The following is a 13,673-nucleotide window of genomic DNA, read 5'->3' on the forward strand; positions in this document are numbered from 1 at the left end:
CAAATTATTTGTGGCGAATCGCCCACGACTGGTGAATAGGGCGTTTACTATCAAAATCAAAGCCGATGGTTTGGTTGGTCATTTCTTCAACGTGATAGCGGTTCTTGATTTCGTCATCTAGCACAAATTTGGTAAAGTTATTGGAAAAATATAACACGCCTTCAGCGGATAAGCGATTCATGGCACGGTTGATGAGTGGTACGTGGTCGCGCTGCACATCAAAAGTACCTTGAAATTTCTTGGAGTTAGAAAAAGTCGGCGGATCGATAAAAATCACATCGTACTGCTCAGTATTGCTTTTAATCCATTCAAAAATATCTTGGGCAATAAACTGGTAGCTTGGCAAATCTGGCAAGCCGTTTAGGGCAAAATTTTTGCGTCCCCAATCTAAATAGTTTTGTGATAAATCCACCGATGTCACCGCTTTTGCCCCGCCCAATGCCGCATGAACGCTGGCAGTACAAGTATAAGCAAACAGATTAAGCACCGTTTTACCGCGTGCGTTTTCTGCAATAATTTTTCGGATGCTGCGATGGTCAAGGAATAACCCTGTATCCAAATAATCGCTAAAGTTCACCAAAAAATACGCCCGTTGGTTGTTGGCGGTTGGCTCGCTGACCACATGGAATTTACCCGAATTGGCTTTCTTCTCATACTGCTCATTGCCTGATTGGCGGGCGCGGGTTTTGATAAACACTTGCTCACGGTTCACTTGCAAGGCTTCGCGCACGCCATGCAGCGCTAGATTAAAGCGTTTTTTGGCGGTCTCTAACGGGATTGATTTGGGGGCGGCATATTCTTGCACATGCACAAATTCGCCATATACATCCACTGCTACTTTAAAATCAGGTAAGTCGGCATCGTACACACGCAGATTGGTCACGGCTTGTTTGTGAGCAAGCTTGCGCAGATTGGCAAGATTTTTTTGTAGTCGATTGATAAAATCTTGACCTTCTTCTACGGCGATTTCACGTTTTTCAAAGCGCGTAATCAACGGTGTGTCTTTGCTCTTTAACAGCTCACCATAACGAAAATAAACGGTGATAGCGCCATTGTGACAGCGTAGGGTTTTTGGCTCGGCAAGGGGTAGTACGTCGGCTTGTTCAACTTTGGCAGCGAGGACACCCAAAGTCACTTTGGCAGGGCTATCTGCAAACAAGGCTTGTAATTTTTTACCCAAGCCTTGATACAAGGGTTTAATCAATTCTTCCTCACCCAAGCGCTCACCATACGGTGGGTTGGTGATAAACAGGGGGTTGACCCAGCCATTGACTTGTTTTTCTAGTGCCAAATTAAGGGTCGCCAGTGAGCGCTGCTGCAAGGTAATACGGTTGATGATAGGCGTCAAACCTGCGGCGATTAAATTTTTATGCGTGGCTCGAACCGCGCCTGAGTCCATATCAAAAGCAAATACCGCGGGCATCTCGCCATTTGCCATGGCATTTAGGCGATGATGAAAACGGGTTTGCGCGTCTTGCACCATACGCTCCCAAAGGTCAGTATCATGATGTTGCCATGCGTAAAACCCAAATTGGCTATCGGCCTTATCGAGTCCTACGGCATAATCTGCGCTCATCAGCAAGGCTTCAATAATCAGCGTGCCTGAGCCGCACATTGGGTCGACGATACTGTCAAATTGGGTGGTGTGAAAATTCACGCTATAGAGCAGGGCAGCCGCCAAGTTTTCTTTGAGTGGCGCTTCAGTCATCGCAGCACGATAACCACGGCGGTGCAAACTGGTACCTGATAAGTCTAGATACAATTCAGCTTGTTTGTCACCCACAGTAGCGACAATGCCAAAATCGGGGTTTTTATCAACATTGGGGCGACGCCCGAACTGCTCGTTAAATTGGTCGGCAATCGCATCTTTGACACGCAGCATGGTGAATTGCTGGTTGGCTTGTACGCGCTTATCTAGGGTCAAACGAATCGCAAAGGTTTGTTCCAAATCAAATAACTGGGTCCATTTGACAGTTTTGGCAAAGGTATAGAGCTGATCTGCAATATCGTACTCGGGATTGATGTTCTTTTTGCCCAGTGGTAGCAATACCCGCGATGCCACACGAGACCATAGACAAACTTGATAAATCTGCGCCAACGTCAATGTCGCCATCAGCCGACCCGTGCGCTCAATTTGTGTACCTATACCAAAGCTTGCCAGCTCAGTTTGCAAGGGAATCTCTAGCCCATCCGCACAAGTGATTACAATGTGAAAAGTTTGCCCGACGGGCGTTGTATTGCTGTCTGTCATAAATACTGCCAAAAAAAGTCAAAGTTGATTAATGGCGTATTTTAGCATGATTAGCAAAGGACATATGACAGAATGTCTGAAATTATGGGCAAGTTTTTACCGATGGGCTACTTCGTTTGGCATTGCGCTTGGCATTAATAGCTGCATGTGAGGGTAAGGCGTGGCAATGTGAGCATCATCGAGTGCTACTTTGATTTGTTCGCGTAGATTTTCTTTGATAAATGGCATTCGAGATACGTGTGGCGGATTGACCCAAAACCGCACGATAAAAAACACCCCAAAATCGCCAATTTTATCCACTGTCGCTGTGGGCGCAGGACGCTCCAATACCTCCTTGGTATCAGCTAAAATATCAAGAATGATAGCGCGAGCAGTTTCGATATCCGCTTCCAACGCGATACGCACTTCAATATCAAAACGAATCAGATTTTTGGCAGTTAAATTAATGACTTCGGCTGAAGCAACGGTTGAATTGGGGAAAATCACGGTGATATTGTCACGGGTCAAAATTTGGGTAGTGCGCAGGGCGATTTGCACCACTTTACCTTCTTTTTCATTGATGCTGACCCAATCACCGACTTGAAACGACTGCTCAATCAAAATGGTGATACCGGCAATAAAGTTGGCAAGTGTGGCTTGCGCGGCAAAACCCACTGCGATACCCGCAATCCCAAGACCTGCGACCACAGACACAATATCAAAACCAAACTGCGACATCACTGAGGCAATCCACAATACGATGATGAGCATGGACAACAAATTGTGCAGTAGTTGTTCAATCGACGCGTTTAGTCCATAATTTTTGAGCATTTTTTGCATCAAATAACCGAGGTTGTACCACGCCATATAAAAAATCACTGACCAAATACCTGCTTTGGCAGTGGCTTTGACTGTTTCAGGTTCAAAATTAAGCTGACTCATCACCGCAAGCAAACTTGAAAACAACCACATTAATCGTGCGATGAGCCTTAACGATTGGCTGTATTTACTGTCTTTGGCGATAAAACGGGCAGAATTGATGAGCAATAAACTTAACCGATAGACCACGCCCAAAATTGCCAACAGCACCATAATTTTGATGCCTGTGCTGGCAAGTTTGGAGAGATACAGCGGCCAATTAACCGCTTCGTCTTCGAGCGAACCACCGACTGCTTTATAGACGTCATAATACAAGTCGTGATAGATATTTTTAAAAAATTGGTTCACGGACATACAATGAGTGATCTCGAGTCAAAAAATCAAAATAAAATAAGGCGTTTGGGTTAATTTAGGTTAGTTTGGGTTAAAGGGTGGGCAATATCGCAAGTAATTTATCAATATGCCCCTTGGCGCGGACATTGCGCATCTCATGAACCAGCTTGCCTGAGGGGTCGAAAATTAACGTTGAACGTACCACGCCAAGGCTGACTTTGCCGTATAGTTTTTTCTCGGCAATGATGCCAAAATATTGGCAAAGTTGTTCATCGGTATCACTCACCAGCGCAAAATTAATTTGTTGGTTGGCGATAAATTTTTCATGGCTTTTAACACTATCTCTTGATACGCCAATGACTTGGTAGCCAAGCTGCTGCAATTGGGTCAAATGCTGGCTAAAATCTTGCGCTTGTACAGTACAGCCTGAGGTGTTGTCTTTTGGATAAAAGTACAGAATCAAGCCTTTCTCTGACTGCTTGGCATACGCTAGTAGGTTGATTTGACGCTGGATAAATTGCGGCTGCGCTGTAGCATGACGGCTGGTATCCGCTTCAACCGTGGTGACTAAAAAATTGGGTAGTTGAGTCATGGACATTTCCCAAGCAAAAATTGAACTAACAATATCAGAAAGCCAGATTGAGTACAAACTTCTTCATGCGACAAAATAAAAAAAGACCAGTAAACAACTGGTCTGGTGGTGCGGCGCTATCGATTATGGTATTGAGTGTAACCAATTAGGGACGGGCTTTATTAAATTTAACGCCGTTACCGCACGCTTTCATACGAGCACTGATGGTTTGGAAAGTTTTGTTTTGGCGAACATCTTTGCCACTTTTTACCCAGGTATCGAGCTCATTTTTTTGCGCTTGGGTGATTTTTGATTGTTCATCTACCACACAAGTACATACTTTTTTTGCAGAAGCGGCATCAGTGATGTGTTTTTCGGTCATTTGTGTAGCGCAAGCATTGACATATTGTGGGTTGGCGGCATGCGCGGCAAACGGCAAAACCATGCTAGCAAATAGGGTCACGATGGCTGAATGTTTCATAGTTTATCCTCATAAGAGACAGCAGTATAGAACAGCAGGTGTTCAATCGTACAATGGCTAGCTTTACCGTTGACGCAATAAAGCTGGCAGGATTTGATGATGATAGATTACTGATAAATAGTCGGGTCATCTATTTCAGCTTGTAAAAAACCTTGCTGACGTAGATAACAGCTATCGCAGTGCCCGCAGGCGCGTCCTTCGCTATCTGCGCGGTAGCATGACACGGTCAACGCATAATCAACCCCCAAAGATACCCCAAGCTTAATGATTTCTGCTTTACTTAAATGCAACAATGGCGTTGCAATGTGGAGATGATTACCCATCACACCGGCTTTGGTAGCGAGATTTGCCATCTTTTCAAAGGCTGCAATATATTCAGGACGACAATCAGGATAGCCTGAGTAATCGACTGCATTGACGCCAATCACAATGGCATTGGACTGTGTCACCTCTGCCAATGCCAGCGCATACGACAAAAAGATGGTATTACGCGCAGGTACATAGGTGATTGGAATGCTGTCATTATGCTGATTATCGCTAAAATCTGTTTGTTTGGCATCGGGTACCACCAGCGAAGCATCGGTCAATGCCGAGCCACCTAGCTGTGCCAAATCAATATCGATAATACGGTGGTTGACTTGGGCAGTCGCGGCGATTTTTTTGGCGGCATTAAGTTCGCTATTGTGGCGCTGACCGTAATTGAAGCTTACCGCTGTGACGTTGGCATAATTGGCTTTTGCCCAGTAAAGGCAAGTCACGGAATCTAGCCCGCCCGAGAGTAAGACGACGGCATTTTGTGATGTGGTTGATGTACTCATAAAAATTTACTAACGACAAAAGGTGTATTTTATCAGAACTTAAGCAATTGTTGATGGGAAAATATTGGGATAAAAGTAGTCAACGCAATATTAGCCAAAAAACTGCTATCACTGCCAGTAAATATTTGCGTATTCCACTAAAAAACCTTATAAAATAACCAAGAAGTTTTAAACCAAGCTTTAAACTACGTTATCCGACACTTTAGCCCCAACCATACCATTGTCGTCATTGCATCATTTTTCATTTTTTCTTTTTTTTAAGGTCACTCATGATAGTTCAAACCCATTTTGTTAGCCATACTGCCATCTTATCAGCCATAAGCGTTGGCTTGCTGTATTTGACAGGTTGTAGTGTTACGCCCTCAACCGCCAAGCCCGATAGCAATACTGTTACTATCCCTACTACTATTCCTGCCACCCAAGCGAACACAGATACCCAAACACTCACCACGCGCCCGCTAGACAAGGCGTTACAAAAATGCGCCAGCGAGTTTTTGGAGAAAACCCAGCCGATAATGACCGCCAAGCTGTCGCAAAAAACCTACCCACTGTGCTTTAATGGCTTTGCGGTGATGTATTCGGGTGTCACCAAAACCCCTATTTGGGTCGCTGAGCATTTGACGCGACAACGAATAACGGCTGCCAAAACCTTGGTCAGAGAGGATAACTTTCATGAAGAAACTCGCCTGCCAGCCGAGATGCGTAGTCTATTGAGCGATTATACCCGTACCGGATTTGATAGAGGGCATTTAGCGCCCAATGCTGATATGGCAAACACGGACTCACAATTTGATAGCTTTAGTTTGGCCAATATTGCTCCACAAACACCTGACAACAACCGTAAAACTTGGGTAAAAATTGAAACACAAACTCGCAACCTGACCAACCAATACGGCTCAGCTTATGTAGTGACAGGGGTGGCGTTCTTAACACCGGAAGTCAAACGTTTAAAAAATCGCGTGTTGGTGCCATCGCATTTTTTTAAAGCGGTATATTTGCCATCACAACATCAAGCGATGGCATTTTTTAGCCCAAATGATGATAGCGGAACTGTTGAAAAAATTAGCCTAAGCACACTTAAAAAACGCACCGGGGTCAATGCGTTTCCCAGTTTGCCGAGCAATGTAGCGACTATTTCACCATAACCAAAATCAGTAACAGCAAATCAGTGACTAAACAGGGGAAAAAGATGAGTGCTTTTAAACCATTTCAAAATGATAGCCAAAGCGTCGGATTGGGCGAATTTACCCTTGAGAATCAAGGAGAGCAAGTCAATCTCTACGGCAGTGCGACGTTTACGTTGGATAAACAAAGTTTAGCCACGGCAAAACAATTGCAAGATGTATTGAACCAAATCATTGAATATTTAGAAGCCCATCAAGCGCAAACGGTGGAAAAATCTGCCACGCAACAGCAGCAAGCATCGCACGTGGACGAAGTGAATAACCCTTTCTTATAAAGAAAAAAAGCGCAAATCAAACAATTTGCGCTTTTTATGGGCAAGCTATTTATGGGCAGGCTAGGCATCAAACTAGGCATTAAAACTGATAGTTAAAGCCAATTTTAGTTTTGCTATCGACACGGTTATCAACCAGTGGGCTGTCTTTTTGCTCATCGCTCAAATACTCTAAATACTGACTGATAAATGCACTCCAGCGTGGTGAAATGGCGTAACTGGCACTGACATTCACATAGGGGGTAACGCTACTATCAGCGTTATAAGCTTTTATCCCTGTTCGTAGCGATTCTTGCTCAGAAACACCAAAGTAATAATTATTGTACTTGTCATTGTACCACTGCAGTCCTAACTCAGGGTAAATGGTGATTTTATCGTCCATTGCTTTAAATCTGCTCAAGTGCGCCACTTTTGCGCTAGTACCATCACTGCGACCTAATGCATCAGTTTCCACTTGCGCTTTAAAGCCACCATACGGGGTGATGCGCATATAGCTTGTACCTACCATAGCAGACCATTTACGCTCATCGAGTCCTTTTAACGCCGCTGTGCTCGCATCGTCTGGATCAAATGAACGGCTATCGTAGCTTGCGGTTAATCGCCATTCGTTTTGTGCGTCTTTGTAGGGATAATAACCTACTTCACTGCCTTCAATGTAGAGTCGATTGTTGTCATAAAATGCCTGTGGCATTATCGTAACATCATTGTCCTTGTCGTACGCATAATGATTGATTGACGCGTTTAACCCTAGTTTAAAGCGGGCATTGGTATCCAATGGCATGGAGGCTGCGTAGGCAAATGTTGTGCCCAACATACTGGCAAATACCAGACAAGGCGCGAAAAATTGTTTCATAAAAACATCCTGTGAGAGTGGGTCATACAAAAAAGTGCTGACAGACGTAAAGCGTAGAAAATAACAACCGATTTGCCTGTGAACCATACAGCAATGTGATAAATTTATTATGGCATAAAAAGGTGAGCGCAAATAGTTGAATTTAAAGGTGCGATAGATGAAATCCAAGCCAGCATAAATCCTTGAGCTACCTTGAGAACACCATTAAAATGTTATAATATAACATTTTTAATATTCTCAATACTTGATTTGGCGACCCAGCATGATAAACGCATTGATTAACAAATATGCTTTTTTTAGCCGACCCTTTTTGCTACTAAGGCTACTAAAAACCCCCACGATTGCAGGGGTAACATTGACGATGAGCCTATTGGGGGGATTAACAGGCTGCCAAAAGCAAACTGATACTCAATCCACCTCAAATCAATCCCCATCAAATAGCTCAGCTACAACAGTCTCATCAAACACCGTTATTGATACCCAATTACCCACCGTGTATGCGACTACCAATGTGTGGGGTTCGGTGGCTAAAGCGGTCGGGGGGGATAAAGTTAATGTGATTGTGGGGGTCGATGATTTATCACAAGATCCGCATGATTATCAAGCCACAGCGACCGACAAGCTTAATATTACTAAGTCCGCTGTCATGCTGGTCAACGGTGGCGGGTATGATGATTGGGGTATGAGCTTAGCTCAGTCGGTAAGTCATAAACCTGTGCTGATTAATGCCGTAGCACTTTCAGGGCTGTCGCCTAACACGGACAATGCGGCAGATGAGCCTGCCAGTGAACAACACCAACACGACACCCAACACGAAACAAAGACCGCTGATCCGCAGCCATCAGATCATCCTCACGTGCCCAGTGAAGGGCATAGCGAAGTACATAGTCACTCGCACGGTGACTTCAATGAGCACGTGTTTTTCTCCCTCGATACAGCAAAAAAAGTGGCTGAAGCGGTCAACAAGCAATTGGCTGCAACATCGCCTGCCAATCAAGCAATTTATGCAAAAAATACCCAGCAATTCATCCAGCAAATTGATGCGCTTAAAGTCAAAGCCCAACAAATCGGACAGCGAAAAGCCATCACTGCCTTTGCTACTGAGCCCGTCATCGGGTATTTGCTAGCCGATATGGGCATCAAGGATGTGACGCCAAAAGCCTATGCTGTGCAATCAGAGACGGATGCGGGGGTATCGGTCAAAGTACTCAATGACAGCAAAAGCCTGCTGAGCAATAAACAAGTGGGTTTGTTGGTTGTCAATGCCCAAACCGAGGATGCCACCTCAAAGCAACTAATCACATTGGCGAAGGCATCAACAGTCCCGGTTGTGGCGGTCTATGAAACCTTCCCCGATGGCGTGACAAGCTATACGCAATTTATTGAAAAAACCCTGGATGATTTTGCGGCCGCGACGCGCTAATTTTAACTAGCCTAAAAATTTTAGATTACCCATTAACGCATTTGGGTGAAAATTTGCGTTAATTGGTATAGTATTGGCTAGTTATCGCTTATAATGCTTAATTTTTAGCCTAGATTTTTTGCAATGTGATATTGCCAATCAACCATCCTCGCCTTTAGGATCTTGTCGTTAATCTTGCCGTTAGGATGAAGAAGTAGCCACCATGCCCATGTCAACCACCAAAATAGCCAATAGCGAGCGGCAGTTTGCGCAGGCTATTCATTGCCAATCGTTTGTCAAACTGCCCCAATCACAGCAAGTCGTTTTGCAAGTCAAGGATGGCAGTATGCACTTTGGACAACGTCTGCTCTGGCAGGATGTCAATTTTTCGATTTTATCGGGTGAATTTGTGGCTTTGCTCGGCGCCAACGGGACAGGCAAGACGACATTGCTGCGAAGTTTACTCAAACTTGTGCCACTATCAAGCGGTTCAATCACGCTTGGCAAAGATATTCGAGTGGGCTATGTGCCTCAGCTCAAAGACTTTGCGCCAAAACTACCGATTCGGGGTAGGGACTTGGTGCAGCTAGGGCTGGATGGGGAAAATTATCTGTTTGGTCTGTTTAGCCCCAAAAAAACCTTGGGCGGTTTTTGGCAAACAGCAAAACAAAAAAAATATTTGGTGGATAAAGCCATTGCGGAAGTCGGCGGTGAGTCATTTTGTGATGCGCCGCTTACCATGCTCTCGGGTGGTGAGCAGCAGCGCATGCGTATCGCCCAAGCGTTGGTCGCTGAGCCTGATGTTTTGTTGATGGATGAGCCGCTGCTGAGCCTTGATGTAGCAAGCCAGTATGTGGTCAGTGATATTTTAGCCCATCGCAAACAGGCGCATCATACCGCGATTTTGATGATTAGTCATGAACTCGAACCGATTATACCCTTAGTGGATAAAGTGCTGCGCCTTGAAAATGCGACTGCCAGCCTCGGTGGTGTCGACTTAATCAATCGATTTCGCTAATTTATTTGCTTCAATCAAAAACAAGCCATCACATTCGATGGTTTTTTAACTTTTGGAATTTACATGCTGCTCACGACTTGGCTACATACCATCATCAATTTTGATAACTTTGCTGAGCTGTTGCCCTTGGTATCAACGTCCATCGTGGCCGCGGTATTGTTGGGTGTGATGGCGGGATTCATTGGACCGATGGTACAGGCACGGGATATGGCGTTTGCCGTGCATGGGACAGCAGAGCTGTCATTTGCAGGGGCGGCGTGTGCTTTATGGTTAGGGTCTTCAGTGACGCTAGGCGCCGTCATTGGAGCAGTGACGGCTGGCTTGGTGCTGGGGGTAATGGGGATTGATGGCAAAAACCGCAACTCAGTGGTGGGTATTTTGTTGCCATTCGGGCTTGGGCTGGGGGTGTTGTTTTTATCCTTGTATCAAGGGCGCTCCTCCAATAAATTTGGCTTATTAACCGGGCAAATTGTTGCAATCACGCCCGCTGAATTGCAGTCAATGTTAGTGGTCGCGGTGATTGTACTGTCAATCATTGCTATATTTGGTCAGCGCATGTTATTTGCCGCAGTCGACCCGCAAGTTGCCCAAGCGCAGCATTTAAATTTAACATTTTTATCTTTGCTGTTTATGTTTGCGCTGAGTCTTGTGGTGGCGGTGAGTGTGCAGTTTGTCGGTGCCTTGCTGCTATTATCGTTACTCATCACGCCTGCCGCAGCGGCGAGTCAAGTGACGGCTAGACCTATCTATGTCTATTTGTTGTCCATGCTGTTTGCTATCATCGCTGGGGTCGGCGGGATATTACTATCGTTAGGACCTGGGCTGCCGATTTCACCTTATATCACTACCATTTCATTTGTGATTTATTTAAGCTGCTGGGGAATTGGCTACCTACGAAAAAAAGCGGGGTGGAACAAACGCCTAGCCGCAAACTTTTCTTAATCAATAGGGTATAAAAAAAGCGCAAATGGTATCAATTTGCGCTGTTTGTGTCTTGATGTGTATTAAGCTTTAAACTTCAGCCAGGCTAGTAGGGGCATCGATGGTTTGAATAACGCCACCGCCTAAACAGATGTCATCTCGATAAAACACACAAGACTGACCGGGTGTCACCGCGCGCTGTGGCTCGTCAAACACCACTTTTATGGTATTACCCGTTTCATCAAGGGCAAAAACTGTACAGGCTTGATCGGGCTGACGATAGCGCGTTTTGGCGGTACAGCGATAACCTTGGGCAGTAAATAGTTGCGTGGGTGCATCAACCACCCAGTCAAGTTTATAGGCAGTCAATTCAGTGGATTGTAACATCGGATGGTCATGCCCTTGACCGACAATCAGGCGATTATTATCCAAGTCTTTGTGCAACACAAACCAAGGCGCCTCATCTCTATCTTTGACCCCACCAATACCAATACCGCCACGTTGACCAAGTGTGTAGTACATTAAGCCATCATGGGTGCCGATTTTTTTGCCATCATCGGTATAGATATCGCCTTTTTGAGCGGGCAAATACTGCTGTAAAAAGTCTTTAAAGCGTCGCTCGCCGATAAAACAAATGCCGGTAGAATCTTTTTTCTTCGCTGTCGCTAAATCATATTGCTCGGCAATACGGCGTACTTCAGGTTTTTCTAACTCACCCACAGGAAACAAGGTTTTGGCGATTTTATCACCTGCCACCGCGTGCAGAAAGTAGCTTTGGTCTTTATTGTTATCAAGTCCGCGCAGTAGTGGCGCTTTGCCAGTTTCATCACCAAAACCGCGGCGTGCATAGTGACCGGTGGCAATGTAATCCGCGCCCAAAGTTAGCGCATAATCCAAAAAGGCTTTAAACTTGACTTCTTTGTTGCATAAAATATCAGGATTTGGGGTGCGACCGGCGCTATATTCCGCCAAAAAATGCTCAAATACGCGATCCCAATATTCCATGGCAAAGTTGGCGGTATGCAGTTTAATACCGATTTTATCGGCCACCGCTTGCGCATCGGCAAGGTCAGTCATGGCGGTACAATATTCGGTACCGTCATCTTCTTCCCAGTTTTTCATAAACAAGCCTTCAACATCAAAGCCCGCTTCTTTGAGCAAAACGGCAGTGACAGAAGAATCAACGCCCCCTGACATCCCCACAATGACGCGAGTTTGGGCAGGGCTCGCAATATCAGATAAATTAACAGCAGTTGAATAAGTCATAATTTTTAAAAGTGCCAAAAGCGTTATTATAGCAAATTTATTGCTTGTTAAAAATCAATAAACCTGCCACAATATCGTTATCGGATGAGCCGATATCGAAAAAACCCAACTTATTCTCGTAAGTTGGGTTTTTTAATGCGCAAATAATATTAATTGATTTTTTCAAATTCACTGATTGGCTTTAATAGATAAAGCGACATTGTAAATTCACAAACATTCTTTATATAACCTTTACTTATGATAAAAAATTTGGGGCTAGTATGCGTTGGATATTTCTGACCGTCATTGTATTGTTGTTTGAATTGTTTACTTATGGGGCGGGGCGGGGGCTGCAGTGGTGGGCAGGGTCTTGGCTATCCGATCGGTCTTCTCGCTATTTGATGATTAGTCTATTTGTGATGAGTAATGCGCTATTGGTATTTGGCATCGCACGCTTGACGAGCTTTGGGCTCAAGCTGTCTATGACTTGGCTGACTATTTTGTGGTTTGTCATCATGTCGATGGTGGTGGTGGGTATTATTAATCTGGTGTTGATGAAAGTTGCCCCGCAATTTTTTAATTCCGTGAGTTATCAAACTTACGGGGAACGCATTTTGTTGCCGCTCATGTTTTTTGGCATGGTATTGATGGGTATTTATAATGCTTATACACCCACTATTCGTCATATCAGCTTGACTGCTAATCAGCCACTTGCTAAACCTATTCGGATTGGGATGGTTTCAGACTTGCATTTGGGTCTAATGGTCGGTGAGCGGCAAATTAACCGATTAACCGATATGGTAAAAGCACAGAACGTGCAACTGCTGTTGATGCCTGGCGATATCATGGATGATAATGTTGACTATTATACCTCGCAAAATATGCAGTCCGCGCTGCAGCAACTAGCAAGTGCAGTGCCAATGGGCGCGTATGCCACGCTAGGTAATCATGATATGTATGGGCATGAAGGCGAGATTCGCGATGCGATCCAAAAAGCCGATATCACCTTATTGGCAGATGATAAAGTGTTGGTTGATAACCAGCTTTGGTTGGTAGGACGACTGGATAATCATGCCACTTATCGTAAAGCGACCAAGGATTTAATGCCGTCAAACACGGATAAGCCGATAATTTTACTTGACCATGAGCCCAATGAGATTGAACAAAACGTACAATTACCGATTGATTTGCAAGTGTCGGGACATACCCATAATGGGCAGATATTTCCTGCCAATTTTATTGTCAAATTCTTAAATCGTTTGGGTTACGGCTATGAGCGTATCAACAATACCGATGTGATTGTAAGCTCGGGGTATGGTTTTTGGGGTGTGCCGTTTCGGCTAGGCTCGCAAGCGGAGCTTTGGGTGATTGATTTAGTCGGTAAAAAATCCTAAATACGATTATTGCCATAAGAGATTACTGTATAGACACTGTCTGCATCATCAGTTGTATATTGCTACGAATAT

At 44.7% G+C, this 13,673-nt stretch carries 13 protein-coding genes; 6 read left to right on the forward strand and 7 right to left on the reverse strand.

Annotated features, from left to right (window positions below; genetic code table 11):
• Positions 1 to 4: 4 nt before the first annotated feature.
• The 5 genes from rlmKL to queC all read right to left on the reverse strand — a co-directional run bounded on the left by rlmKL (position 5) and on the right by queC (position 5,312).
• Positions 5 to 2,251: a bifunctional 23S rRNA (guanine(2069)-N(7))-methyltransferase RlmK/23S rRNA (guanine(2445)-N(2))-methyltransferase RlmL gene (gene rlmKL, locus RTR63_RS05970; protein ID WP_095355363.1), complete on the reverse strand. Its 2,247-nt coding sequence runs from the start codon at positions 2,249 to 2,251 to the stop codon at positions 5 to 7.
• Between the two features lie 96 nt (positions 2,252 to 2,347).
• Positions 2,348 to 3,463 (reverse strand): mechanosensitive ion channel family protein, encoded by a 1,116-nt coding sequence (locus RTR63_RS05975; RefSeq protein ID WP_312523216.1) that lies wholly within the window; start codon positions 3,461 to 3,463, stop codon positions 2,348 to 2,350.
• 70 nt (positions 3,464 to 3,533) lie between these two features.
• The gene (locus tag RTR63_RS05980; protein WP_312523218.1) at positions 3,534 to 4,034 is read right to left on the reverse strand and encodes a peroxiredoxin; all 501 of its coding nucleotides are present in this window, start codon (positions 4,032 to 4,034) and stop codon (positions 3,534 to 3,536) included.
• 145 nt (positions 4,035 to 4,179) lie between these two features.
• Positions 4,180 to 4,494 carry a hypothetical protein gene (locus RTR63_RS05985; RefSeq protein WP_065252727.1) on the reverse strand — a complete coding sequence of 105 codons (315 nt, stop codon included), beginning with the start codon at positions 4,492 to 4,494 and terminating at the stop codon, positions 4,180 to 4,182.
• 107 nt (positions 4,495 to 4,601) lie between these two features.
• Entirely contained in the window at positions 4,602 to 5,312 is a 711-nt protein-coding gene (gene queC / locus RTR63_RS05990) for a 7-cyano-7-deazaguanine synthase QueC (protein ID WP_282841138.1), read from the reverse strand.
• 269 nt (positions 5,313 to 5,581) lie between these two features.
• On the opposite strand from queC, the gene RTR63_RS05995 reads away from it, so the two are divergent.
• On the forward strand, positions 5,582 to 6,457 hold the full coding sequence (locus RTR63_RS05995; protein ID WP_312523221.1) for a DNA/RNA non-specific endonuclease: 876 nt from the start codon (positions 5,582 to 5,584) through the stop codon (positions 6,455 to 6,457).
• Positions 6,458 to 6,501: 44 nt separating this feature from the next.
• Positions 6,502 to 6,771: a hypothetical protein gene (locus RTR63_RS06000; RefSeq protein ID WP_096488973.1), complete on the forward strand. Its 270-nt coding sequence runs from the start codon at positions 6,502 to 6,504 to the stop codon at positions 6,769 to 6,771.
• 79 nt (positions 6,772 to 6,850) lie between these two features.
• Here the strand turns inward: RTR63_RS06000 and RTR63_RS06005 are convergent, their stop codons facing one another.
• Positions 6,851 to 7,621, reverse strand: a complete 771-nt coding sequence (locus RTR63_RS06005) for a MipA/OmpV family protein (RefSeq protein ID WP_312523223.1) — start codon at positions 7,619 to 7,621, stop codon at positions 6,851 to 6,853.
• 262 nt (positions 7,622 to 7,883) lie between these two features.
• Between RTR63_RS06005 and RTR63_RS06010 the strand changes: the two genes are divergently transcribed.
• The 3 genes from RTR63_RS06010 (at position 7,884) to RTR63_RS06020 (ending at position 10,983) form a co-directional block, all read left to right on the forward strand.
• Entirely contained in the window at positions 7,884 to 9,044 is a 1,161-nt protein-coding gene (locus tag RTR63_RS06010; protein WP_312523224.1) for a metal ABC transporter solute-binding protein, Zn/Mn family, read from the forward strand.
• Between the two features lie 202 nt (positions 9,045 to 9,246).
• Entirely contained in the window at positions 9,247 to 10,041 is a 795-nt protein-coding gene (locus RTR63_RS06015; protein WP_065252721.1) for a metal ABC transporter ATP-binding protein, read from the forward strand.
• Positions 10,042 to 10,104: 63 nt separating this feature from the next.
• A complete protein-coding gene (locus tag RTR63_RS06020) occupies positions 10,105 to 10,983 on the forward strand; it encodes a metal ABC transporter permease (protein WP_312523227.1) in 879 nt (292 codons plus the stop codon).
• 69 nt (positions 10,984 to 11,052) lie between these two features.
• On the opposite strand, the gene mnmA is transcribed toward RTR63_RS06020, so the two are convergent.
• Positions 11,053 to 12,228 (reverse strand): tRNA 2-thiouridine(34) synthase MnmA, encoded by a 1,176-nt coding sequence (gene mnmA, locus RTR63_RS06025; protein WP_312523228.1) that lies wholly within the window; start codon positions 12,226 to 12,228, stop codon positions 11,053 to 11,055.
• Positions 12,229 to 12,488: 260 nt separating this feature from the next.
• On the opposite strand from mnmA, the gene RTR63_RS06030 reads away from it, so the two are divergent.
• Positions 12,489 to 13,601 carry a metallophosphoesterase gene (locus RTR63_RS06030; protein WP_312523230.1) on the forward strand — a complete coding sequence of 371 codons (1,113 nt, stop codon included), beginning with the start codon at positions 12,489 to 12,491 and terminating at the stop codon, positions 13,599 to 13,601.
• The last annotated feature ends 72 nt before the right edge of the window (positions 13,602 to 13,673 follow it).

It is taken from the genome of Moraxella sp. CTOTU47724, assembly GCF_032014955.1.
Lineage (GTDB): Bacteria > Pseudomonadota > Gammaproteobacteria > Pseudomonadales > Moraxellaceae > Faucicola > Faucicola tetraodonis.

What these genes read in the sequence shown, in the direction of transcription:
- RTR63_RS06000 (WP_096488973.1), top strand. Translation starts at nt 6,502, where the DNA reads ATGAGTGCTTTTAAACCATTTCAAAATGATAGCCAAAGCGTCGGATTG.
- mnmA (WP_312523228.1), bottom strand. Translation starts at nt 12,228, where the DNA reads ATGACTTATTCAACTGCTGTTAATTTATCTGATATTGCGAGCCCTGCC.
- RTR63_RS05975 (WP_312523216.1), bottom strand. Translation starts at nt 3,463, where the DNA reads ATGTCCGTGAACCAATTTTTTAAAAATATCTATCACGACTTGTATTAT.
- RTR63_RS06005 (WP_312523223.1), bottom strand. Translation starts at nt 7,621, where the DNA reads ATGAAACAATTTTTCGCGCCTTGTCTGGTATTTGCCAGTATGTTGGGC.
- rlmKL (WP_095355363.1), bottom strand. Translation starts at nt 2,251, where the DNA reads ATGACAGACAGCAATACAACGCCCGTCGGGCAAACTTTTCACATTGTA.
- RTR63_RS05980 (WP_312523218.1), bottom strand. Translation starts at nt 4,034, where the DNA reads ATGACTCAACTACCCAATTTTTTAGTCACCACGGTTGAAGCGGATACC.
- RTR63_RS06010 (WP_312523224.1), top strand. Translation starts at nt 7,884, where the DNA reads ATGATAAACGCATTGATTAACAAATATGCTTTTTTTAGCCGACCCTTT.
- RTR63_RS06030 (WP_312523230.1), top strand. Translation starts at nt 12,489, where the DNA reads ATGCGTTGGATATTTCTGACCGTCATTGTATTGTTGTTTGAATTGTTT.
- RTR63_RS06015 (WP_065252721.1), top strand. Translation starts at nt 9,247, where the DNA reads ATGCCCATGTCAACCACCAAAATAGCCAATAGCGAGCGGCAGTTTGCG.
- RTR63_RS05995 (WP_312523221.1), top strand. Translation starts at nt 5,582, where the DNA reads ATGATAGTTCAAACCCATTTTGTTAGCCATACTGCCATCTTATCAGCC.
- RTR63_RS05985 (WP_065252727.1), bottom strand. Translation starts at nt 4,494, where the DNA reads ATGAAACATTCAGCCATCGTGACCCTATTTGCTAGCATGGTTTTGCCG.
- queC (WP_282841138.1), bottom strand. Translation starts at nt 5,312, where the DNA reads ATGAGTACATCAACCACATCACAAAATGCCGTCGTCTTACTCTCGGGC.
- RTR63_RS06020 (WP_312523227.1), top strand. Translation starts at nt 10,105, where the DNA reads ATGCTGCTCACGACTTGGCTACATACCATCATCAATTTTGATAACTTT.